We start from the raw sequence: 23,850 nt of genomic DNA on the forward strand, positions 1-23,850 counted from the left end.
GCGATGGGAGGTGACCGGCGCCAAGTCAGCGGTAGGTAGCGGTGATCACCGCCTGGCCTTCCACTACACCGCTGTGGAACGTGCCCGCTTCGCGGTAGTAGCGCGCCGACAGCGCGATGTTCTGGTTGCCCATCTGACTCTGCGCGATGGACCAGGCCTGGCCCAGCACCACCGGCGCCCCCTCGCGTAGCAACTGCACGCGTACGCTGCCCGCGGTGGCATTGCCGGTGGGCGTCAGGCGGCTGCCGGTGTTGCCCGCTGCGTTGGCATCGGTCAGTTTCATCGTGACCGGGAACTGGCCGTTACAGTCCATCACCACGTTGAAGGTCTTTTCGCCTGCGGCGGTGTCTGCTGCGGGCAGATCCGCGGCCGCTACGTCCTTCAGGGTGAAGGCGGTATCGGCAAACGAGCAGGTGGGCACCTTCAGATTGGCGGTGACGGTGAAGCTGCTTGTCTTGACGAACGCCGGGTACAGCGGCGATTGGACGGCAACGGTACCCGCATACGTAGGGGGAACCGGCTGCATGATGCCGCCCCGTGAGATGGCAGCGACCAAAAGATCCGAGCCACGCCCACTGGTATCGAACGGCTTGGACGGAAAATGGGTAGTTCCTCGTACATCCAGCGGCACATACGCGTCACGAATGCTGCCCGCTGCGGTCCAGACCTGGTGCTTGAAGATCAATAATGGAGAGTCTGGATACCCGATCAACCCGAAGGCGGGATATGTCTGGCCCTCCACGATGACGCTACGGACGAATTCCAGCTCCGGCATCGAGGAGATCACATCCATCGGCACAACAGACATGTTGCCACATCCCGTCAGGAACTGCGCATTGGCGCCTGCCCCGCGCTGCCAAGGCGCGATCAGCTTGTCCTGCTCAACATCATCCCAGGCATCAATCACCAGGTTCACCGGTCCGCCCGCGTTGTGCTGGCCGGTGCAGGCCATCGCTGATGCCGAGGCCAACAGACCCAATGCGGCGAGCACCGCTGCGCGACCATGGCGATTATTGAGGGTCATGTTCATGAGAGACGTTCCTCTCGCGCGCCGCGCGCGCACGTGCGCCGTCATCGGTAATCCGCCGTCAGCACCGCCTGGCCTTCCACTTCGCCAATGCTGAAGCTGCCAGGCACACGCGTATAGCGCGCCTGCAGATCGATGTTCTGCATACCTGCGCTCGACGCTCCGTGGTTCCACTGTTGCCCCAGCACGACCGGTACACCGTTACGCAGCAGCTCCACCTGCACGCCCTGCGCGGTGGCATTGGCCGTGGGCGTCAACAGGCTGCCGGTGGCCGCAGGCGCATTGGCGTCGGTCAGGGTCAGCTTCACCGGTACGCCTGCAGCATCGCAGCGCATGGCCACCTGGAAGGTCTGTTCGCGGCTGCTGCTGCCCGGCGCGGCCAGCACGTCGGCTGAAACTCCGGCAAGGCTGAAGCCTGCACTGCGGAGCGCGCAGGTGGGTTGCTCAACGTTCACCGTGACAAAGACGGTGTGGCGGTTGGAGTGCGGAAACTGCGTGTGCTGCACTACCTCCACGCCCAGCAGTGTCTGCGGTACCGACTGCATACCCGTGCGCGCCACCACACCCAGGTGCGGGTAGGTCAACAACTCCTCGCTCCCTGTTGCGTAGGACACGACCGGCGTCGCCGCACGATCGCTGGCGGGAATGCGCTCGTATCCGCCGCCAACCCCTGGATCAGAGGTCTTTACATTGACCGGGAAAAAGAACAGCGGCGACGTTGCGCTCAGCTGATAGGTCACGTAGGTCTTTCCATCATAATCGATGGTGGATACCGGCGTCAGCCCATTGGGCTCGAGTGAGACGTCCATGGGATGTGCACGCGTGATACTGCATTCGCGCATCCAGGTAGCCTGGCCACTGACAATCACGACTCGACCCGGCGGATCGGACGCCTTGAAGTCTGCCGTCAGGTACACCGTGCCCACACCAGAAGAGGTGCAGGCCAGCGCAGGGGCTGCCAAGGCGGCGAGAAAAAGGCCCAGGCAGGTTGCCAGCGCCTTGCCGTTTCTCTGTTCACCGGTTGTTGGGCGCATCATGCTGGGCTCCTGTGTTACCTGTAACCTGCTGTCACGGTGATCTGCGTACTGACGTCGCCCGCTTTCAGCAGCGTGCCTGCCTTGCGGTAGTAGCCAGTACGCATGTCCAGCTTGCCGGTGGCCGCGCCGTTGATGGTGACGGTCTTCTTGTCGCCCTTTTTCAGGAACACGCTGCCGGTGGTGCCATCCACCAGGGCCACGGCCACACCGGTTGCACCGGCTGTAGACTGGTTGAGCCAATGCCCATCCTGTGCAGCGTCGGCGGCGCCATCAAAGGTCAGGTCAACGCTGGTCACGCCCACGCAACCGGTGAAGTTCAGCACCGCTGGCTTCAGGCCATTGTCATGCCCGGTCTTCAGATCGGTGGCATCGATGTCGGCCAGCGTGACCGGTACGTTGGCCATGGTGCAGGTGCCGGGCAACACCTTGCCGGTCACGTCGATGGTGGCCGAATCGGCATGGGCCTGGCCGACAGCGGCAAGCATCAGCACAGCCAGGATGATGGGTTGGGTTTTCATGGGGAGACTCCAAAGGTTGAAGAGAGAGGGTCGTTGGATGGGATGCCCGTGGATCGCGCTGCCGCAGCGCAGGCATTCCTCATCTGTAATCAGCGATCACCGTGATCTGCGCAGTGACATCACCTGGCGTCGGCACGGTTCCGGGGTGGTTGTAGTAGCTGGTACGCATATCCAGGCGACCGGTGGCTGCGCCGCCGATGGCGACCATCCTCTTCATGCCCTTGCTCAGGGTTGTGTTGCCGCTTGCGCCTTCCAGCAATATGACGGCCACATTGGCGGCACCACCCATGGCCAGGTTTTTCCACTGGCCTCCCTGCGTGGGGTCAGCCGTGCCATCGAAGGTCACCTCAACGGTGCTCACGCCTACGCAATTGGTGAAATGCAGTACCGCAGGCTTCTGATAGTCGAGGTTGACGTTCCCTGGGCGCAGCTCGGGGAGCTGGATGTCGTCCAGTGTGACGGCCACGTTCGGCGTCACGGTGCAAGTTCCCGGCAACACGTTGCCGGTGAACGTAAGCGTGGCCGAGTCGGCGTGGGCGCGTGTGGCGGCACCGAACAGCAGCGCAACCAACACCAGGTGCAGGGCCTTCATTGGGACGCTCCCGTAGCTGAGGAAGAAAGATCGTCCGCCAGCAGTTCCGGCGGTATGGCCACACACCGCGCCTGCGCCCAGTACTGGCCGTGCGCATCCGGCGCTTCGGGCATGGCGTAGTGCAGGCGGCAAGCGATGCCGTCCTCGGTCTGCACGTGCACGAAGCCGGTCTGCTCCAGACCGCGCAAAGCAACCACGCCGCCCTGCCCCACCTGGCCCAAAGTGCGGCCATCGGCGTGCATGATCTGCGCACCATAGGGCAGCGGGGTGCCGTCGGCATGGCTGGCGTCGATCAGCCACAGGCGTTCATTGCGCGACTGGAAACTGACCTTGACGATGCTGCCGGCGCTGGGCGCCACGCGCTGCGAGCTGGCCTGTACTTCCACATCCAGCGGCAGGTGCGCGGTGTCCAGGTTGATCTGGTTCCAGCGGTACGGGCTGGTATAGGGCAGCACGGCATAGCCATTGCCGGCCACGGTGACGTTGCGGCCGCTGCCCACCGTGGCACCCTGTGCGCCCTGCGCATCCACCAGCGCGAAGCTGTCACCCAACGCCGGGCCGAAGTTGATGCCACCGCCGTGCAGCACCACGCTGCCGGTGGCGCCGGCATTGAAGCTGCTGCTGCCATTGGCATGGCTGTAACCGGCGCTGAGATCGGCACGGCTGCCCTGGTAGCTGGCATAGGCGTTGTAGCCGCTGCCGCCCTGGCCGCGGTTGCCCGACAGGCTGTAGGACAGCGCGCGGTCTTCGCCCAGGTTGCCGTTGACGCCCAGCTGCTGCTGGCTGCCCAGGCGGCTGTCGCTGTAGATGGCGGTGGCGCGCGGTGCGTTGGACGTGCGGCCCAGCGGCAGGCTGAGCATGAACGACAGGCGCGTATCGGGCGCACCGGTCGCCATGCGGTAGCGCGTGGCGGAAACCGTGTAGTTGGCACTGCGGTAGCTGCTGTGGAAGCCCAGCTGCAGATCGTTGTGCTTGCCGGCACGATTCCAGTAGGTCACGTGGCCACCGGCCAGGTACAGCTGGCCGCGCGTGCCGACGCGCTGCGAGAAGTTCATCTGGAAGCGCTGGCGCGTACGCATCACGAACGCGTCGGCCGCCTGTGGCCGGTCGAACGACAGCTGCGAGACATCGGTGAGAGTGAGGAAGCCTTCGGTGCTGTAGCGGTACGCAGCCAGGCCCAGGTTGGTGCCGGTACGCGCCACGCTGCGCTGGTAGTTGAGGCGGTAGCTGCGGCCCGATTGTGCGGGCAGGCCGGGCACGTTGGCGCGGGCATGGGTGACGTCGGCACCGATGGCGCCGAACGGCGTGTTGAACGCTGCGCCCGCCAGGCCGGCCTGGTAGTGCTCGGCCACCTGCACGCCGCCCAGCAGGGTCACACGGTTGCTGACGCCGCGCGCATAGGTGCCTTCGGTGAAGCGCAGCGCCTGCTGGTACAGGCCCGTGTTGCGCAGCTCGCCGGCGGTGATGCTGAAACGCTGGCTGCCTTCGCGCAGCGCCTGCGGCACGGCAGAGAACGCGACGGTAAAGCGTTCCTCGCGGCCGTCGGCCTCGGTGACAGCCACTTCCAGATCGCCACTGCCGGCGTTGGGGTAGAGATCGTCGATGGCGAACGGGCCGGGCGCCACCGTGGTTTCGTACAGCACCGCGCCGTTCTGGCGAATGGTGACCCGCGCATTGCTTTGCGCCACACCGCGCACCACCGGGGCATAGCCACGCAGCGAATCAGGCAGCATGCGTTCATCGGTAGCCACGCGCACGCCGGTGAAGCCGACGCTGTCGAACAGCTCGCCACCGGTGTTGCTCTGGCCCAGCGTGAACTGGCTGTTCCAGCGCGGCAGATCGCGCTGCAGATAGCTGTTGAGCGCGCTGAAGTGCGTGCCCTGCGCATTGTGGCTGATGGAGCTGCGGTGGCGCAGCCGCCACGCGCCGAGGTTCACGCCGCTGGTGATACCCGCATAGCTGTTCTGCTGCCCCTGGCTGCGGTAGTGGTTGACGGTGTAGCCGAAGAACGCGGCGGTGATGCCGTGGTCGCGCAGTTCTGGCGCGACATAGCCGCGCGCCTGGCGTTGAAGCGCAACCTGCGGCAGCGAGATATCCAGCCGCAACTGGCTGTCGTCGTAGGTGACGCGTGCGCCGTCGATGACGGCCTGCAGATCGACGCACTGCGGGTTGTCGGCCGCGTCCACGGCTTCGCGCGCGGCATCGCTCAGCCCCAGCGCCAGCAGCAGCGGCGCGGGCACGCAGGGCTTGGCAACATAGGGCGTATCGGATTCGACAAGTCCGATGTCATCGCGGCGCACGAACTCGCCGTTGAGATGGATATCGACGTTGTAGTGACCGGGCTCCACCGGGTTGCCCACACTGAAGCGCGCCAGGTCGTCACTGCCGAAGCCGGTGGCGAAGCCTTCGCTGAACTCGACTTCGCCACCGGTGCGCGCATGCGCAACAGACACGCCCGCGAGCACCAGCATGGTCGCAATGGCAGCTGCAAGCGTGGTGCGTCGCAGGCAGCTAGGCGCAGCGCTGGAACAGATTGAGGAAGACAGGCGCATGGCGTCGGGCGTGGCCGCAGTGCAGCCCCGGTAGCGATGGGAGGCGTGCAGCGTAGGCGGCGGGGGCATTGCCGAACATGCAAATTATTGCAAAGTCCCGTGCTACCCGAGCTGCTACGACGTTTTGCAAGTTATTGCATGGATGGCGCAGCAGCGCTGCCGGATGATGCGCCGGTGCGAGAACCCACAGTCACGTAGAACCACGCGCCGATTCCTGCATCGCAAGCCGGCATCCCCTTGAACCCGCACACCCTCGCTGTTGCCACCTTGGCTACGGCAGCGTTCCCGATTCCCATCACCTAGAGAAGAGCACACCGATGAAGAACCTGAAGACCCCGATGGCCCTGGCCGTCCTGCTGGCCGCCGCCCCGGCCGTGAATGCCGCCGACCTGACCATCTCTGGCGAGATTGTCGAAACCACCTGCACCGCCACCATCAACGGCGGCGTTGCCGTGGCGATGGGCAAGATGGATCTGGAAGACCTGAAGGCTGCCGATCGTATCGGCCGTCGCGACCTGGACGTGGACGTGGCCTGCCCCGGTGCGGCCGGCTCGCACGATGTGGCCGTGAAGTTCAGCGGCCCGGCCACCGCCGAAGGTGCCCTGGCACTGAGCGCCACCAGCGCCGCCAAAGGTGTGGCGTACAAGATCTACGACACCACCGATACGCTGTTGAAGATCAACAACGCCCCGACCCAGTTCGTCAACGTGACCGACGCCGCACCGGCGACCATCAAGCACAGCGTCTGGTACAGCAAGACCGGCGCCATCGGCGACCTGGAAGCCGGTTCGGCCAACGCCACCGCGCAGATGGACATCGTCTACAAGTAAGCGCACCCCGCCCGGCGGCGTGCTGCCGGGCGGTTCTTCCTGAGGAATTCCCCATGAACATTCGCGCACACGCATTGATCCTGGCGCTGGGTTGCGCAGGCACCGCGCTGCCTGCCGCAGCAGCGGTGACCCTGCAGGGCACCCGCGTGGTCTACGACGGCAGCAAGGGTGCGGTAACGGTGAACGCCAACAACCGCGGCGACAAGGTCGCCCTGGCCCAGGTGTGGCTGGACGATGGCGATGCCAGTGCCAAGGCCGGCAGCCAGAAACTGCCGTTCGTGCTGACACCCACCACGCGCCGCATCGAGGCGGGCCACGCACAGGCGTTCCGGCTGACGTATGCGCCAATGGCCGGGGCCGCGCTACCCAGCGACCGCGAGTCGCTGCTGTACTTCAACCTGCTGGATATTCCGCCCAAGCCCGAAGCGGTGGAAGGCCAGAACCTGCTGCAGTTCGCCATCCGCACGCGGGTGAAGCTGTTCTATCGTCCGGCTGGCCTGCCTGGCCATGCGCGTGACACGGCGGCTGGGTTGCAGTGGCGTGCCGAAGGGCAGGCACTGCAGGTGTACAACCCGAGCGCTTACCACGTGACGTTGAGCCGGCTGACGCTGCCCGATGGCAAGGTGGTCGAAGTGGACATGGTGGCACCGGGCGAGCGGTTGAACCTGCCGCTGCCGTCGGGCGCATCCGTGCCCGGAAGCCTGAAATTCCAGTGGCTGGACGACTACGGCACCGCACGCGATGCCGAGGCGAAAGTCACGCAGTAGGTGTCGACCGTTGGTCGACACACCCAGCACCCCGGTAGGTGTCGACCGTTGGTCGACACGCGCTTCCGCACGGTGCCGACCATGCGCTCGGCTCTACATATTCTCGCGCTGCAATTGCAATAAATTGCATGGAGAACACGCGCCCACGCGGCGATAGTGCGCGCTTCTTTTTGGAGAGCGTACCCATGCACAAGATGATGATTCCCCTTACCCGCTACGCGCAGTTCAGCGGGCGTGCCAGCCGCAGCGAGTTCTGGTGGTTCCAGCTGTTCATCCTGATCGTGTTCATGCCGCTGCATGTACTGAGCTTCATTGCCGGCTATACCGGCTCGGAGGCGCTGGCATGGGTATCGACCGGCCTGGGCGTGGTGGTGTGGCTGGCGCTCCTGGTGCCGCTGGTCTCGGTGACTGTGCGCCGCCTGCATGACACCGACCGTTCGGGCTGGTGGTACCTGCTGCTGCTCGTACCGTTTGCGAACCTGGCGGTGCTGGCATTCATGCTGCTGCCGGGCACCCCGGGCGGCAACCGATTCGGCGCGCAGGCTTCGCACGTCTAACGGCGTGCTGGTGGGTGTCGACCAACGGTCGACACCTGCCAGAAGCGATGGATCAGCCCCGCTGTGCTGGGTGTCGCCCGTGCCATACGCAATGCGTCGAGCTCTGCTCTGGTAGGTGTCGACCGTTGGTCGACACGCTCTTCTGAGCCGCGCATTCCATACAAGAGAAATAGCCTGCAACTATCCAAGTAGTTGCATGGCAAGCGCAGATGCTCGCATCGACACTCCGTGGGGTTCCACCACCCACAGGAGATTCTCCATGCGTCACTCCCATCGGGCAGCACTCGCGCTGGCCATCCTCGGCAGCGTAGCCGCCTCCGGCACCGCCTTCGCCCACGGCACCCTGTCCAAGCCCTCCAGCCGCGTCTATTCCTGCTACCAGGGCAACCCGGAAAACCCGACCAACCCGGCCTGTGCCGCGGCAAAGGCCATCGGCGGCGCACAGCCGTTCTATGACTGGGCAGGCATCAACCAGGCGGCCGCCAACGGCAACCACCAGGCGGTCGTGCCCGATGGCGAGCTGTGCAGCGGTGGCAACAGCAAGTACCGCGGCCTGGACCTGAACCGCAGCGACTGGCAGACCACGCCCATCCGTGGCGATACGCGCGGCCGCTACACCTTCGAGTACAAGGCACCGGCGCCGCACGCCACGCGCGACTGGAAGTTCTACGTCACCCGCGAGGGCTGGCAGCCGGGCAGCCCGCTGCGCTGGGCGGATCTGGAAGAATTCTGCACGCTCGGCAATGTGCCGCTCTCCGGCGATGTCTACAAGCTGGATTGCCCGCTGCCCAAGCGCACCGGCCAGCACGTGATCTACAACACCTGGCAGCGCTCGGATTCGGCCGAGGCGTTCTACACCTGCGCCGATGTCCGCTTTGAAGGCGGTGGCGGCGTCAACCCGCCGCCGCAGTGGCAGGATGCCGGCCCGGTCACCGCGCGTGGCGCGCTGGAAGTGGGCACCACCCTGAGCCTGCGCGTGTTCAATGCCAACGGCAATGATGTGGAACGCCCGGAGATCACCCTGGCGGCCGGCCAGACCGGTGCCACGCAGTGGCCGCTGGCGCTGGCCCGCAAGGTCAACGCCAGTGCCCTGCACGCCCGCGTCGGCGTGCTGGAGAACGGCGTGATCACGCCGGTGGCATCGGCCACCGAGAACCGCGTGTACCTGACGCCGGGCCATCGCTTCCAGCTCGATACCCGCGTGCCGGATCCTGATCCGATTGATCCACCGCCGGGTGACTATGACTACGTCTACCCTGCCGGGCTTGGCAGCTACATCCCCGGCCAGACGGTGGTGAAGGGAACCGATGGCAAGCTGTACGCCTGCCGCCCGTTCCCGGAGGGCGCCTGGTGCAACATCAATGCGGAGCCCTACCGCCCGGGCACCGGCTCGGCCTGGCGGGATGCCTGGATCGAGTACTGATGCACCCTGCGAAGGCGGCCACTGGCCGCCTTCGTTGTATCAAGGTAGATCCACGCCGTGCGTGGATGCTGTTCGGGCGGTTCATCCACGCATGGCGTGGATCTACTGAACCGACAAGGTAGATCCACGCCGTGCGTGGATGCGGTTCGGGCGCGGCTCATCCACGCATGGCGTGGATCTACTGAACCGACATTGCATTCGGGCCGCCAGCACTGGCCCCCGCCTAACGCCCGCTGCGATAGTCCGCAAGCACGCCGTCCATCAGCGCGCTGGTCCGTGCCGCCGAGTACCCAGTGGAGGGTGAGCGCCCGACGCCCTGCAGCTCCGCCACCACCTGGGTGATCAACGGCTGCTGTATCGCCTGCGGGTTGAGGAACTCAAGCACCCGCGTGCCTTCTGCGGTTGTCACCACTACAGGGCCGTCGCCGAAGGTCGAAAACGTCATGACACCGGCATCGCCGGTGATCTCGACCTCATCCAGCGCCCGGAACGAACTGAAGCCCCATTGACCCACGCCCTGCACGCCATTGGCCGCCTGGAAGCAAAGCGACACCGTGTCCTCCGCTTCGTACCAACCGCCAAGATTGGCGGCGGTGCTTCCCTGCAATGTCAGCGGGCCCAGCAGGAAATCCAGCAGATCCAGCGTGTGCGAGCCCAGATCCATGAACAGGCCACCGCCGGCGATGCCGGGCTGTGTGCGCCAGAACGATGGCGATTGCGTTGCCGGATTGTGCGTGCGGTACAGCGCCGTGCGGACCGTGCGGAGAGCGCCAAGGGTGCCAGCGCTGAGCAGCTGCTGCACGTGGACAAACCTGGGCAACGCGCGCCGGTAGTAGGCAACAAAGACCGGCACGCCAGCTTCCTCACTGGCGGCCAGGATACGGGCGCACTGCCGGTGATCCATCGCCATCGGCTTTTCGATGTAGACCGGCTTGCCTGCGGCAATGGCCTTCAGCGCATACAGCATGTGCGTGGAAGGTGGCGTGGCGACGTAGACCGCATTGACCTCAGGGTCATTGATCAGTCGGTCGGCATCGTCATACCAGCGGCTGATGCCGTGTCGCCGTGCATAGTCCTGCGCCTTGGCGGCATCGCGACGCATGACGGCAACCACGCGTGAGCCGGGCACCTGGCTGAAAGCAGGCCCACTCTTCCTCTCGGTAACGCTGCCGCAACCGACAAACCCCCAGGCAATGGTGCGCTGGCTCACGTGGGACACCTGATGAAACGGATGAAACTGCATTGTGCAGCCCGAGGGCACAGGATTGCCATGCACCCCGCTCGAGGCGTGCGAAGATCGACAAAGCGACAATATGATGTGACCGTCGTACGCAACGCATGCAACACGTTTCAAAAAACCACACGCGCGATAATCCACGCGGCAGGAAAAACCAACGATGTATTCAATTATCTGAATGTTTGCATGGTTTTCCGTCTGATGGACTCCTAACATTCTCTCCGTCGCCAGGCACCCTCACGCGGGCGACGCCCCTTCTTTGCGCTTCCACAGCAGGACGGGAACCATTCCAATCATTGTCCGAGAGAGACAACCTCCATGAACTCGATCATCAAGAAGGCCGCGCTCGCTGCAGCGCTGGTCACCGCATCCTCGTCTGCGTTTGCCATCGACACCCGCATCTCCGTCTACGCGAACGTGGACACCACCCTCGCCTTCCAGCAGGAAGACGGCAGCCCCCTGCCGGACAGCATCACCATGAACTACCTGCCCGACTTCACCACCGGGCGCCCTGGTGGTCTGGAGCCGTGGAAGTTGAATACCCGTATCTTCACCAACGACGATACCAAGAACATTGAAGTGAGCCTGCAGAACGCATTGGAGCTGGTACCGACCATTGGCGTCATTGGTGCCACGCCGGTGCCGATGACCGTGACTCTGCATGGCCTTGAGCTGACCGCCACCAGCCAGGATCTGGCTGCAACCGATCTCTTCGATGGCGCTATCCCAGGCGTCTCCAAGCCGCTGGAACTGGCGATCACGCAGACTACCGCCGGCCCGCTGAAGACCGGCAGCTATGAAGGCATGGCCACCATTGTGATGCGCCACAAGCCGTAAGCACCACCCGCCGGCCCGCGCTCGCGGGCCGGCCCCCAATTAGATTCCCGCCTGCATGAAAACTCCCGCCCCCGCCGTTACCCGGCTGGCGATGGCGCTCGCCCTGGCGCTGGCCCCCGCGCTATGCGATGCGCGTACCGTCCCCGCCGGCTTCGAAGATCTGGTTGAAGGCCAGACCGAGCAGCTGGACGTCAGCCTGTTTGGCCAGTCAGCCGGGCTGTCGCCGGTGCGGGTGACGCTTGATGACGTGCAGTTGCTGGACCCGCAGCGCGTTACCCAGGCACTGGGCCTGTCCGCCGAAGCCCAGGCTGCCCTGCTGCCCGCGCTTTCGCAGCCGATGCCGCGCAACAGCCACCTGGCCTGCCGCTACGGCGGCGCTGCGGCCGGCTGCGGCTACATGGCACCGCCCGAGGAGCCCGCTGCCGTGCACGCTCTCTACGACGAGGGTGAAGGCACGGTGCGCCTGTTCATTGCCCGCCAATGGATTCCCGGCGAGGTGAGCGAGCATCACCGCTTCCACAGTGTCACCCCCAACGCCGAGAACGCATGGCTGCACCGGCAGACCTTCAACATGAGCGGCGGCCGCGACTACCAATCGTTGAGCGCACAGGGCGCAGGCACGCTGGGCGTGTTCGAGCGTGGCCACCTGGCAGGCGAGTGGAACTACAACCGCCAGCAATACCGTCGCGGTGGCAGCAGCGATGATTTCCAGCTGGACAGCGCCTACTACCGGCACGACCTCGGCCAGGAGCACTACGTGCAGGCCGGCCTGATGGACCGCCGCAACCTGTCCAGCACCCAGGGCGGCACCTTCGCCTTCGGCATGCTGCCGCTGGACCGCTTCCGCGGCGTGCGTTTCGGCACCACTTACGCCTACGTGGATGCCGACGGCGCCGTGCAGGCGTCCCCCCTGACCGTGCTGCTGGCGCGCGATGCACGCGTGGACGCCTTCGACGGCGAGCGCCTGTTGCAGACCTTCTACCTGCAGGCGGGCGTGAACCAGCTCGACACCCGTAACTTCCCGATGGGCAGCTACAACGTCACCCTGCGCGTGTACGAGGATGGCATCCTGGTGCGCAGCGAAGACGCGCCGTTCGACAAGGGCGGCGACTGGACCGACAGCCGCATGCAGTGGTTCGTGCAGCTGGGCCAGCACGATGAGCGCCGCAGGAACACGTTTGACGGCGACCAGGCCCTGCATGCCGGCGTACGCGTGCCGCTGGTGCGCGATATGGCCGTCACCGCGGGCATGGCCGACATTGCCGGCTTCACCTATGGCGAAGTGCGGCTGGATGTACGGCGCCAGTTCTCCACCCAGGATGTGCGCGGTGCGTTCAGCATACTGCGCGGCAGCGATGGCAGCAGTGGCCAGCAGCATCAGCTGTCCTACCGCCGCACGGCGGCATGGAACGTCTACCAGCAACGCATGCGCGGCAACGCCTGCCGCTTCCAGGACGATACGCGCGACCGGTTGGGCTGCAGCGATTCGCTCAGCGCGTCGATGTCGCTGCCGGTGGCCGGCGGCAGTGCCTACGTGGGCTATACCCGCCGGCAGACCTGGCGGCCCGCGCGCGACCTGCCCGGCTTTGGCGATGACCCGCTGGACGGGCTGTTGCCGTGGTTGCCGCCGGATCCGATGCGCCCGCAGCGCGAAGCCCAGCGCAGCCGCACCTGGCAGGCCAGTTTCAGCCGTACCCATCGCTGGGGCGAATTCACCGTCTCCACCCGCACGGGCGTGTGGCAGCAGCGCAACGACGCCGCTGTGGGTGCAGCGGCAACGCGCGACCGGGGCGTATTCCTCAGCCTCAGCCTGAGCCGGCTGCAGCAGGGCGAGCGCGGCACCTCGCAGCGCCGCTACGCCGTGGATGCGCGCCAACCCGAACACCAGCGCCCCGACGTGACCTACAGCGTGGCCCAGAGCCTGCGCCAGGACGTGGACGCCAACTACCGCGAGGTGACCGGCGAGCTGCGTGCCACCAACAACGACCGCTACAGCGCCACGCTGGGTGCGCAGCTGCAGAACCCGTGGGGCCAGACCGGCGCCACGCTGGCCGGCTACCGCCAGCCGGGCAGCAACACGTATTCCTATAGCGCCAACCACGCCTCCAGCTTTGCCCTGAGCCGCCGCGGTTTCTATTGGGGCGGCGGTGCCACCGCCGATGCCGGCCTGGCCGTGCAGGTGGATGACACCGACGACCTGGACCTGAGCGGCCTGGCCGCCGAGCTGCAGGTGGGCGGCGCACGCCGCCAGCGGCTGAAGCTTGGCGAGCGCCGGCTGATGCCGCTGCAGGCCTACCAGAGCCACCGTGCCGAGCTGCAGGATGCCAGCGCACTGGAGGGCATCGCCTCGGTGCGCGTAACCGGTGCTTCGGGCATTCGGCCGCTGTTCCTCTCGCCGGGCCGGCTGGTTCGCATGCCGGTGCCCATCGAGGTGACCTACACCTTCATCGGCAGTGCGCGCGATGTGGCCGGCCTGCCGCTGGGCGGCGCCCGCATTCTCAACGCGCCGGTGCCGGGCACCAGCGCCAATGGCGGCTTCGTGGCCGAGTTCCCGCGCTTTGAGAAGACGCTCTATCTGCTGCAGGACGACCGCCTGTTGCAGTGCCCGCTGCAGATACGCGAGCGCCGCAGCGTGGTGCTGCTGGTGGGCGCGGTGCAGTGCGAAGCGATGGCCGTTGCGCTGCTGCCGCCAGAGATACGCCAGCAGGCCCGCGTGACCCGCCTGCTGCAGGAACAGGCGCTGATTGCCGTTGTGCCCCAGACCGCTGCTGCAGGAGAGACGCCATGAGCCGGCGCGTGTTGTTTGTGTGGATGCTGGTGAGTGCGCTGGCCGTGGTGGTGCCGAAGGCGTGGGCGCAGAGGCCGCCGCAGATGGATCCGCCGAGCGGTGTGATTACCCAGGATGTGGTGATGAGTTGGGATCGTTCGGCGATTCCGGCGGACATCGAGGTGTGGCCGCGAAGGACGCTGATCGCCCACGATCACCTTGACCCGTCGAAGCAGTATGGCGCGTTGTACTTTACGTGCCCGTCCGCGAGTGACTCGGCAAAGGGGCGGTGCCCTGTGGAGGATACACACTCGGCCACCTACGGCATTCCCAGTGATGTGCCCTTGGTGTTCTTGGAGCAACGCAGCGGCTATCGCACTGATGTTTCCATTTCTGTAGCCATCAATCGTATCGATCCCGCAGCGTCGTGCAATGCGGATTACTGGCACTCCAACGTCCAGACAGCCCACTCGTCTGACGGAAAAACCTGTCTTGGTACGCCTATTGTTGGGACGGGAAGTGCTATTGCGCTCGATAGCACTTCGCTGCGCAAATTCACCGCCGGACACTGGAAAGGCACTCTCGAACTCCGCCTGCGCCGTCCACCTTCCGAGCACCTCGCCACCTACGTCTTCAACTTCGATTTCACGATCACCGACTACGACGCAGTCGCGATCTACCTGCCCCGGTTCGAAAACGGCAATGCCAACGTCAACATGGATCTTCGTTACGATCCGCGCATAAGCATCGGGAATATCGCTGGCAGCAAGGACGTCGACATGTGCCTGTACGACGGCCTGGGTTCGCAGAGCGAATACCTGGGTGTCACCGTGCGGGATACAGGCTCAAACCCCAGTACTGGCGACGACTACTCGCTTTGGCACCGCGATGCGACCGGCGACGAACGCGAGCGCGTGAGCTTCAACGTCTGGTTGAACTATGCCGGCAGCAAGCGCCGCATGCGCAACGGCGTGGAAGAGCAATTGCTGGGCGTCGACAAGACCGCGCTGCGGCTGGTGAAGCTACCCAAGCTCGACCAGCCCGTTTATTGCGTACCGACACCGATCACCCTTGAAACACCGGCCTTTACAGCCAGCAGCAAGCGCGAAGGCGTCTACACCGGTGAGCTGAAGGTCGAACTGCGCGTGCCCACCGTCCGGCCCTGATTCCTAAGGAGATACTCGTGAACAAATTCATCTACCTGCTGTTGCCGGTGGCGCTGCTGCTTGCAGCGCCGGCCCACGCCAACCTGACCGTCCACCCCATGCGCTCTTCGGTGGAAGGCAAGCGCAGCACGCAGATCCGTGTGTACTCGCAGTCCACCCAGGCGCAGTACGTGCAGGCCACGCTGCGTCGCATTGATAACCCAGCCAGCGCCGACGAGCAGGAAAGCGAAGTTGAGCCGCACGAGGCCGCCATCGCCGTGACGCCCGGCAAGTTCGCATTGGCTGGCGGCGGCAACCGCCTGATCCGCGTGATTCCGCTGCAGCCCGTGCAGAAGGAAACCGCCTACCGCGTGTACTTCGAGGGCGTGCGTGGGCCGGAAGAAACCACAGTGGAAGGCGAAGCCGGCTCCCAGGCCAATGTAGGCGTCAGCCTGGTCTGGGGCGCACTGGTGAACGTGCTGCCCACCGATGGCGAGGTGGCGCTGCAGCTGCAGGGCAACACCCTGCATAACACCGGCAGCCTGCGCGTAGGCATTACCAGCGTGGCCGAGTGCACCCGCGCGGGTGCCTGCACCGCCCACGACATCACCCACAGCCTGTACCCGGATGCCGCACTGGAACTTCCGTTCCAGCCGAAGCCTGGCAACACCCTGCAGCTGCGCTATCGCCTCACCCGCGACGGCTACCGCGAGCACGTGCAGACCGTCTCCGCGTCGGCAGGCTGATCCGATTCCATCTCTGTCCTGCGCAGGTGCGCGGGCCAACTTTTCCCCGTGTTGCCAAGGAGCTTCAATGAACCGCATCTATCGACGTATCTGGAATGCCACCCGGCGCTGCTGGGTGGTGGCCAGTGAACTGAGTTCGCCGCGTGGCAAGCCTGCGCGCAGTTCAAGAAGCGCCGCCTGCGTCGCGGGGCTTGTGCTGATTCCATTTGCGGCGATAAGCCACGCCGCCAGCGAACCCGACTGCACCGGAAGTGATGTCATCTGCGTGAATCGCGATGAGCCGACGGGGATTCACGACGATCCGCTCAGTGCGGCGTTCTTCGCTCCGCCCTTCGTCGCTGGCATTCTTGCCACTGGTGATACGTTGTATGGCAACGCAAGTACGAGTGGGGATCACAATTCGGCGTTCGGCGCGTCAACTGAGGCGCGTGGCTACGGCACCGCTATGGGCTTCGGTGCCAGTGCCATGTCCCATGGGGCTACGGCCTTCGGCGCCAATGCATATGCAAGAGGTCGCAACAGCATCGCGCTGGGTCGTAGTGCGAGCATTACCTACAGCGACGCCGATGAAGCCATTGCAATCGGACACAACGCCATGGCCGGAACGAACGCCACCAAGGGTGCCGTCGCCATAGGTGCGGGCTCCCGTGCCCAGGACAATTCCTTGGCGTTGGGCTACAACGCCAAGTCGAGCAGCTGGGACAGTGTAGCCCTCGGCACCAGCTCCGTTGCAACGGAGTACCGAACGGTGTCGGTTGGCAGCAGTGACATCAAGCGCCGCATTGTGAATGTCGAGAAGGGCAGAATCTCAAGTGGGAGCAACGATGCCGTGACAGGGCATCAACTGTTCGAGACCGGAGAAAAGGTAACGGCCGCACAGCGACGCGCCGATCTTGCCTACACCAGTGCTGAAAGTTCCCAGAGAACTGCCGATAGTGCGCTGGTGAAGGCTGACAGTGCTTTGAGCACTACCGTCACCCTACGGGGCCTTATCGACCACGCGTCCAGCTCGGGAGAGATTCGAATCGGCAGGAGCAACAGCGGATCGCTGGTTGACATTCGCAACAACGGTGGCAACGACCGCCGTATCGGAGGCGTTGCGGATGGGCAGGTCAGCGGGACCAGCCGTGAGGCGGTCAATGGCCGCCAGCTGAACATGACCCACGAACTCGCCAGCCAAGGCAAAACAGCTGCGACGGAGGCGTTGAAGACAGCGCAGGCCGCGACGTCCCGGCTTGATGGCGTCTCGTTGGCACTTGGCCAAGGGGCAAGTGCAAACGTCAATTCGGGGACGGCTGTAGGCGGAAATGCCATTGCAGGCCAGGATTCGGTCGCCTTGGGCAGTCGCTCCGAGGCCAAGCAGCCTGAGTCTGTGGCAGTGGGGAGCCGTGCTGATGCGTTGGCAAGGCATAGCACAGCGTTGGGAAGCAATAGCGCAACTATTGGGGCGGCGAGCACGGCAGTGGGCCATTCGGCCAGAGCTGGGGGAACTGGCGCGGTCAGTATCGGCTACCGCGCACGGGCGGACGGCATCAACTCCCTGGCGATCGGCGCATCTGCCAATGCTGCACACAGTGGATCGGTGGCGCTGGGAGACGGCTCGGTGACGGACGGGGTCGATCAGGTTTCGGTGGGGAACAGCAGCGCCGGGACGCTACGCAGGATCGTAAATGTGGCTCGGGGCGCGCTGTCAGCTACCAGTACTGAGGCGGTAACGGGCGCGCAGCTGTTCGCCGTCGACGAGATGGCCCGTGGTGCCGAAACCCTGGCGCAGGGCGCGGCAACCGCTGCGGACAATGCAGTGGCCAAGGTAACGGTGCTGGAGGGGCTGGTTCGAGAGGATGGACCGTCGGGCAGTGTTCGCCTGGGTGGAAACAATTCCGGTTCCGTGCTGGATGTTCGTAACAAGAGTGATGGCAAGCGGAAGATCACTGGGGTTGCGGAAGGCGCGCTTGTTGCTGGTAGCACCGAAGCTGTGACGGGCGGGCAGCTGGCGGCAACCAACGCGAGCGTGGCTGGCGCGGAGACGTTGATTGCTGATATTGCGGCGCGCGTTGACGCTGCATCAAGGCATGTTGCTGTGGGTACACCCATCGATGATGAAAAGGCGCAGGCGGGACGTCTTGGAATTGCCATGGGCGACTCTGCAGTGGCTGCGCCCACCAAGGATGGAGCCGTAGCGCTTGGAAGCTATTCGCGTGCACTGGGTGAGAACTCTGTTGCACTGGGCCGCGCTTCTTGGGTTCACGACAGTGCCACCGATGGCTTTGCACTTGGTGTTCGGGCTGTGGTCGAGGAGCGTGGCGGGCTAGCGCTTGGTGCCGGTAGTGCGGTGAGAAAGACTGCGCTGAATGCCGTCGCTATTGGTGAAGGATCTGTCGCAACAGAGAGCCGTACAGCATCATTTGGCGATGGCGCACTGCAGCGCCGTCTGACTAACCTCGCCCGCGGTACCGCCGACCACAACGCCACCACCGTCGGCCAGTTGAACGACACCCTCGCCGTCCTCGGCGGCGGCGCGAAGCTCGACGCAACTGGCAACGTGACCGCTCCCACCTACACCGTGCAGAACACCCGCCAGCACACCGTCGGCGATGCACTGACCATCCTCGATGGCGCGGTGGTGCGCACTTCCTCCCGCATGGACGGGGTCGAAGGCCAGCTCCGCTCCATCTTCCAGGACACCCCCACCGCCCGCGCCGACGGCCTCAACCAGATCACCCTGGCCGGTGCCAACGGGATGATTCTCTCCAATGTGGGCAACGGCCTGATCGCGGCCGGCAGCCGCGATGCGGTCAACGGTGGCCAGCTGCATTCCATGCAGCAGCAGCTGAACGGCCGCATGGATGGGCTGGAACAGCGCATCGACGGCCAGCCACAGTCGCGCATGATGGCGCTGGCTTCCAATGAGTCGGGCACGCCTGCCACCCCGCCCGTGGCTGAAGAGCCGGCGCCGCCCGCCAGCAACGACGACAAGGTCGCCGCCAACACCGGCAACGCGCCGAAGTCCTCGCCGCAGCCCAAGGCGGAAGCGCCGGAATCGCCGAAGCCGCAGGTCGACACCGCCGAGCTGGAGAAGATGCTGGCCCGTGCCAACGACTACAGCGATGGCATCGCCCGCGAAGTGGATGCGCGCCTGAACAAGATGGACAAGCGCTTCAACCGCATGGCGGCGATGAGCAGCGCGCAGACCGCGATGGCGATGAACACCGCCGGCCTGGCCACCTACAACCGCCTGGGTGCGGGCGTGGGCTATGCCGAAGGCGAATCGGCCATGGCGGTGGGCTACCAGCGCGTGCTGAACGAGAAGGGTTCGGCCACCTTCAGCCTCAATGGTTCCTTCACCAACAGTGGTGAGCGCAGCATGGGCGTGGGCGTGGGTATCGGCTGGTAAGCCGTGGTGCCCCGGCGCGGCGTGCGGGTGACCGTGCGCTGCGCCGGGGCGCTTTGCGTGGCGTTGGGGCTTATGGTCACCCCGGCGCTGACAGTGCGACGTGTCGATCAACAGCGCATTCTGTCGTCTTCAACACGGAATTTCACAGCTCGCCTGGAGCGCCGCGCTGGCAGCTCGAACACGGCTGAGCCCTTCCCTGCGCTTCGCAGCGTCGCGCAGCGCCGCCCCGTGGCTGCTGGCCAGTGGCGGCCAGATGCTGCTTCACGCAAGGTGGTACGGCTTGTCATCGGCACAGCGCTCCACCAGGCACCGATGGGGCAAGTGTTATCGCAGGATGCGCCATTCCGCGCCAGGACGGTCTTTCAGGGCGTACGTCAGTCCGCCAGCGATTCCGTTTGAAGAAGATCAGCAACCCGACCATGAAAACCCCCACGTTCCTCCTGGCAATTGCCCTTGCAGGCACTACCCTCTCCACCGGATGCACCGCGACGAGCGAAACACCGCGTGAAGTCTCGTGCAGTCGCGAAGACGTGGTCGTTGCAGCGCTGGAGACGATTCGTCGCACGGCCAGTGGCTATACCTACAGCGACTATATCTATCCACCTCGAAAGCTCGACTACAGGCCTTTTACGGCGTACACGGACCAGCTTGCGGGCATTCCGATTTCGCTGGACCACAGTGAGCCAGCAGAGAGTGGCAGCTCAGGTCCGTTCCGCAGCGGAAACCCACTTCGATGCCAGGCAACGCTGGCCATTGAGATCCCCGCCGAAGTCGCTGAGGTAATGAAGCGGAGCCAGTACCAGAAGATGCGCGTCCTGGATAACGGCAAGGGTCGATTTGGCGGGAGCCGAATCCATTTTGTGAATTTCGCGTACAAGATCCACGAGACTGACGACGGCTCGATCAAGGCAGACCTTTCCAGCTTCAATGGCGCGTGGTCGCTGCATGTCATCACAACACTCGCGGTCAGTGGCCGCCACCTGATACTGGAAGACGCACTCAAGCGCTACCGCGCTGAAGATGCCGAGCTCAACAGACTCTGGAAGAAACTGCCGAAGGATGAGCAGGCAAGCGAGCTTGATGGGCAGCGGAGCTGGATCCGTTCAAAGACAGATCGATGCGGCCCCATCAACACCCGGCCAGAGGATGAGAACGACTCGTTCGAGCGCATCGATGCCATCGAATGCCACATCAGTATGACGACGGCGCGGATCTTCGAAGTACGCAGGTAGCTGCGGTCGAATGAATGCCCCCCGCCGGTGCGTGGCCGGGGAGCATTCAATGGCCAGCCACCCTTACATGCCCAGATCGGACAGCCCGGGGTGATCATCCGGGCGACGCCCCAGCGGCCAATGGAACCTGCGCTCGCTCTCCTTGATTGGCATGTCGTTGATGCACGAGAACCGGCGCTCCATCAGGCCATCTGCACCAAATTCCCAGTTCTCGTTACCATAGGAACGGAACCAGTTGCCCGAGTCGTCATGCCATTCATAGGCGTAGCGCACGGCAATGCGGTTTTCGGTGAAGGCCCACAGCTCCTTGATCAGGCGGTACTCAAGCTCTTTCTTCCACTTGCGCGCGAGGAACTGACGGGCTTCTTCGCGGCCGCTGGTGAATTCGGCACGATTGCGCCACTGGGTGTCGAGCGAATAGGCGAGCGAGACGTTGTCGGCATCGCGGGAATTCCAGCCATCCTCGGCCAGGCGGACTTTCTGGGTCGCCGATTCAAGAGTGAAAGGAGGAAGCGGCGGACGGGACGGTTCAGCGGACACGGTGGGGCCTCCAATGGGGATGGATACGCGGGTTACTTCAGGGGATGGGCGTTGCCCGGGCGCTAGCGCCGGGCTTGTTTCAACAACACCTGCGCCACGTCCCTGGCATGGTCTGCAGCGTCGTAGTCGCCCATGACGCGGGATACGGTGATGGCACCTTCCATGAGAACCAGCAACTGCCGCGCCAGGGCGGCTGGCTGCTCGATACCCAGTTGCCCGGTCAGCTCCAGCGTGTAATCGAGCAACTTCTGTTTGTGATGCCTGGCGATCCGGCGGATCGGATCATCGGGGTTGCCGACCTCGCCCGCTGTGTTGATGAACGCGCAGCCGCGGTAATCCTCGGATTCAAACCAGCCCTTGAGCACCGTGAACATGCGCAGGATGCGCGCTTCGGCGCCGTCGGCCTTCCCGCACTCGTGCCTGAACCAGTCCAACCAGCGCACATCACGCGCGCTCAGCGCCTCGGCGGCGACCTGGTCCTTGTTTTCGAAATGGCGGTAGATGCTCTTGCGCGCCACGCCGGAGGTCTTCACCAGAAGATCCATGCCGGTGGCATGGATGCCGTTCTGGTAGATCAGGGCCTCGGCGGTCGCCAGGATCTTCTGCTTGGTGTCGTTGATGATGGTGTCCACGACGCCAAGGTAGAACGATCGTTCTACCTTGTCAACTGCCACGTGCAGGAAACAAAAAAAAGGCGGGAACGCCTGAGCGCCCCGCCTTCTTCATCCACCATGGCCCAGCTACCGGACCGGAGAACCCGGGCCCTGCCCTTACTCCACCGTAACGCTCTTGGCCAGATTCCGCGGCTTGTCCACATCAGTGCCGCGCGCCAGCGCGGTGTGGTAAGCCAGCAGCTGCACCGGAATGGTGTGCACGATCGGGCTGAGCACGCCGGCGTGGCGCGGGGTGCGGATGACATGCACGCCTTCGGACTCGCTGAAATTGCTGTCCTGGTCGGCAAACACGAACAGCTCGCCGCCGCGTGCGCGCACTTCCTGCATGTTCGACTTCACCTTTTCCAGCAGGCTGTCGTTGGGCGCGATCACCACCACCGGCATGTCCTCGTCCACCAGCGCCAGCGGGCCGTGCTTCAGTTCACCGGCCGGGTAGGCCTCGGCGTGGATGTAGGAGATTTCCTTGAGCTTGAGCGCGCCTTCCAGCGCGATCGGGTAGTGCAGGCCACGGCCCAGGAACAGCGCGCTGCTCTTGCGGGCGAAGCGCTCGGCCCAGGCGGCAATCTGCGGTTCCATGTTCAGCGCGTGCTGCACGCTGCCCGGCAGGAAGCGCAGCTGCTCCAGGTAATCGGCTTCCTGGGCGGCATCGACGCGGCCGTGCAGCTTGCCCAGCACCACGGTCAGCTGGAACAGCGCGGCCAGCTGGGTGGTGAAGGCCTTGGTCGAGGCCACGCCGATCTCGGCGCCGGCACGGGTGTAGCAGACCAGTTCGCTGGCACGCGGGATGGCGCTTTCCGGCACGTTGCAGATCGACAGCGTGTGCGTGTGGCCCAGCGACTTGGCGTACTTCAGCGCTTCCATCGTATCCAGCGTTTCGCCGGACTGGGAAATGGTCACGATCAGGTGCTTGGGGTTGGCGTACGCCGCGCGGTAGCGGTACTCGCTGGCGATTTCCACGCTGCACGGCAGGCCGGCGATGGATTCGATCCAGTAGCGCGCGGTCAGGCCGGAGTAGTAGCTGGTGCCGCAGGCGAGGATCTGCACGCCTTCGATGCCGGCCAGCACCGCCTCGGCATTCTTGCCGAACAGCTCGGCCGGGAAGCCACCGGCGTCGATGGCCGCTTCGATGGTGTCGCCCAGCGCGCGCGGCTGCTCGTGGATTTCCTTCTGCATGAAGTGGCGGTACGGGCCCAGTTCCAGCGAGGCCAGCGAGACGTCGGACAGGTGCACGTCACGCTCGACCGGCTGGTCGTGCTCGTCGAACACCTGCACGCCGTCGCGGCGGACGTCGGCGGTGTCGCCCTCTTCCAGGAAGATGACCTTGCGGGTGGCCGAGATCACCGCCGAGACATCGGAGGCAACGAAGTTCTCGCCTTCGCCCAGGCCCACCAGCAGCGGGCAGCCCATGCGTGCGCAGACGAAATGGTCCGGCTCGGCACGGCTGACCACGGCCAGCGCGTAGGCACCGGTCAGCTCCTTCACCGTGCGCTGCAGCGCGCCCAGCAGGCTGTCGCCGCCCTTCAGGTGGTGGTGCATGAGGTGGGCGATCACTTCGGTGTCGGTCTGCGACTCGAAGGTGTAGCCCAGCGCGCGCAGCTTCTCGCGCTGTTCTTCATGGTTTTCGATGATGCCGTTGTGCACCAGCGCCACGCCAGCACTGATGTGCGGGTGCGCGTTGGCCTCGGTCACCCCGCCATGGGTGGCCCAGCGGGTATGGCCGATGCCCAGCTGCGAATGGAAGCCCTCGGCTTCGGCGGCGGTGGCCATTTCCGAGACACGGCCGGTACGGCGCACGCGGCGCACGTCCGGGCGCTCTGCACGGTCGATCACCGCGATGCCGGAGGAATCGTAGCCGCGATACTCCAGCCGCTTCAGTCCTTCGATCAGCACCGGCACCACATCGCGATCAGCGATCGCACCCACGATTCCACACATGTCGCGCTTTTCCTTGAAGACGGTCGCCGCATTCTAGCGT

19 protein-coding genes are annotated in these 23,850 nt (G+C 64.8%); 10 read left to right on the forward strand and 9 right to left on the reverse strand.

Features of this window, described 5'->3' with window-relative positions; all coding sequences use genetic code 11:
* Positions 1–25: 25 nt before the first annotated feature.
* The 5 genes from AC3WL7_RS04630 to AC3WL7_RS04650 form a co-directional block, all read right to left on the reverse strand.
* A complete protein-coding gene (locus AC3WL7_RS04630; protein ID WP_492749508.1) occupies positions 26–1,030 on the reverse strand; it encodes a fimbrial protein in 1,005 nt (334 codons plus the stop codon).
* 41 nt (positions 1,031–1,071) lie between these two features.
* Positions 1,072–2,064 (reverse strand): fimbrial protein, encoded by a 993-nt coding sequence (locus AC3WL7_RS04635; RefSeq protein WP_492749509.1) that lies wholly within the window; start codon positions 2,062–2,064, stop codon positions 1,072–1,074.
* 14 nt (positions 2,065–2,078) lie between these two features.
* A complete protein-coding gene (locus AC3WL7_RS04640) occupies positions 2,079–2,582 on the reverse strand; it encodes a fimbrial protein (RefSeq protein ID WP_492749510.1) in 504 nt (167 codons plus the stop codon).
* Between the two features lie 79 nt (positions 2,583–2,661).
* Positions 2,662–3,174 (reverse strand): fimbrial protein, encoded by a 513-nt coding sequence (locus AC3WL7_RS04645; RefSeq protein WP_492749511.1) that lies wholly within the window; start codon positions 3,172–3,174, stop codon positions 2,662–2,664.
* Positions 3,171–5,627, reverse strand: a complete 2,457-nt coding sequence (locus AC3WL7_RS04650) for a fimbria/pilus outer membrane usher protein (protein ID WP_492749512.1) — start codon at positions 5,625–5,627, stop codon at positions 3,171–3,173. The genes AC3WL7_RS04645 and AC3WL7_RS04650 overlap by 4 nt, the downstream gene beginning before the upstream one ends.
* 416 nt (positions 5,628–6,043) lie before the next feature.
* On the opposite strand from AC3WL7_RS04650, the gene AC3WL7_RS04655 reads away from it, so the two are divergent.
* The 4 genes from AC3WL7_RS04655 (at position 6,044) to AC3WL7_RS04670 (ending at position 9,303) form a co-directional block, all read left to right on the forward strand.
* The gene (locus AC3WL7_RS04655) at positions 6,044–6,556 is read left to right on the forward strand and encodes a fimbrial protein (RefSeq protein WP_492749513.1); all 513 of its coding nucleotides are present in this window, start codon (positions 6,044–6,046) and stop codon (positions 6,554–6,556) included.
* 53 nt (positions 6,557–6,609) lie between these two features.
* Complete coding sequence (locus tag AC3WL7_RS04660) at positions 6,610–7,323, forward strand: fimbrial biogenesis chaperone (protein WP_492749514.1); 714 nt, start codon at positions 6,610–6,612, stop codon at positions 7,321–7,323.
* 185 nt (positions 7,324–7,508) lie between these two features.
* A complete protein-coding gene (locus AC3WL7_RS04665; protein WP_492749515.1) occupies positions 7,509–7,880 on the forward strand; it encodes a DUF805 domain-containing protein in 372 nt (123 codons plus the stop codon).
* 259 nt (positions 7,881–8,139) lie between these two features.
* Positions 8,140–9,303 carry a lytic polysaccharide monooxygenase gene (locus AC3WL7_RS04670; RefSeq protein WP_492749516.1) on the forward strand — a complete coding sequence of 388 codons (1,164 nt, stop codon included), beginning with the start codon at positions 8,140–8,142 and terminating at the stop codon, positions 9,301–9,303.
* Between the two features lie 223 nt (positions 9,304–9,526).
* Here the strand turns inward: AC3WL7_RS04670 and AC3WL7_RS04675 are convergent, their stop codons facing one another.
* Positions 9,527–10,546 (reverse strand): Gfo/Idh/MocA family protein, encoded by a 1,020-nt coding sequence (locus tag AC3WL7_RS04675; RefSeq protein WP_492749517.1) that lies wholly within the window; start codon positions 10,544–10,546, stop codon positions 9,527–9,529.
* 312 nt (positions 10,547–10,858) lie between these two features.
* Between AC3WL7_RS04675 and AC3WL7_RS04680 the strand changes: the two genes are divergently transcribed.
* The 6 genes from AC3WL7_RS04680 to AC3WL7_RS04705 all read left to right on the forward strand — a co-directional run bounded on the left by AC3WL7_RS04680 (position 10,859) and on the right by AC3WL7_RS04705 (position 20,661).
* Positions 10,859–11,377 carry a CS1 type fimbrial major subunit gene (locus tag AC3WL7_RS04680; RefSeq protein WP_492749518.1) on the forward strand — a complete coding sequence of 173 codons (519 nt, stop codon included), beginning with the start codon at positions 10,859–10,861 and terminating at the stop codon, positions 11,375–11,377.
* 55 nt (positions 11,378–11,432) lie between these two features.
* On the forward strand, positions 11,433–14,165 hold the full coding sequence (locus AC3WL7_RS04685) for a TcfC E-set like domain-containing protein (protein WP_492749519.1): 2,733 nt from the start codon (positions 11,433–11,435) through the stop codon (positions 14,163–14,165).
* Positions 14,162–15,310 carry a CblD like pilus biogenesis initiator family protein gene (locus AC3WL7_RS04690; protein WP_492749520.1) on the forward strand — a complete coding sequence of 383 codons (1,149 nt, stop codon included), beginning with the start codon at positions 14,162–14,164 and terminating at the stop codon, positions 15,308–15,310. The genes AC3WL7_RS04685 and AC3WL7_RS04690 overlap by 4 nt, the downstream gene beginning before the upstream one ends.
* Positions 15,311–15,327: 17 nt before the next feature.
* Positions 15,328–16,035 (forward strand): pilus assembly protein, encoded by a 708-nt coding sequence (locus tag AC3WL7_RS04695; RefSeq protein ID WP_492749521.1) that lies wholly within the window; start codon positions 15,328–15,330, stop codon positions 16,033–16,035.
* A gap of 67 nt (positions 16,036–16,102) precedes the next feature.
* A complete protein-coding gene (locus AC3WL7_RS04700; protein ID WP_492749522.1) occupies positions 16,103–19,429 on the forward strand; it encodes an ESPR-type extended signal peptide-containing protein in 3,327 nt (1,108 codons plus the stop codon).
* A gap of 395 nt (positions 19,430–19,824) precedes the next feature.
* Positions 19,825–20,661: a lysozyme inhibitor LprI family protein gene (locus AC3WL7_RS04705; protein WP_492749523.1), complete on the forward strand. Its 837-nt coding sequence runs from the start codon at positions 19,825–19,827 to the stop codon at positions 20,659–20,661.
* 63 nt (positions 20,662–20,724) lie between these two features.
* On the opposite strand, the gene AC3WL7_RS04710 is transcribed toward AC3WL7_RS04705, so the two are convergent.
* The 3 genes from AC3WL7_RS04710 to glmS all read right to left on the reverse strand — a co-directional run bounded on the left by AC3WL7_RS04710 (position 20,725) and on the right by glmS (position 23,810).
* Positions 20,725–21,201: a nuclear transport factor 2 family protein gene (locus tag AC3WL7_RS04710; RefSeq protein ID WP_200733142.1), complete on the reverse strand. Its 477-nt coding sequence runs from the start codon at positions 21,199–21,201 to the stop codon at positions 20,725–20,727.
* Positions 21,202–21,263: 62 nt separating this feature from the next.
* Positions 21,264–21,833, reverse strand: a complete 570-nt coding sequence (locus tag AC3WL7_RS04715) for a TetR/AcrR family transcriptional regulator (RefSeq protein ID WP_492749524.1) — start codon at positions 21,831–21,833, stop codon at positions 21,264–21,266.
* A gap of 138 nt (positions 21,834–21,971) precedes the next feature.
* Complete coding sequence (gene glmS, locus AC3WL7_RS04720; RefSeq protein ID WP_200733144.1) at positions 21,972–23,810, reverse strand: glutamine--fructose-6-phosphate transaminase (isomerizing); 1,839 nt, start codon at positions 23,808–23,810, stop codon at positions 21,972–21,974.
* Between the last annotated feature and the right edge of the window lie 40 nt (positions 23,811–23,850).

The organism is Stenotrophomonas sp. FW305-3-2-15-E-LB1 (assembly GCF_058787375.1).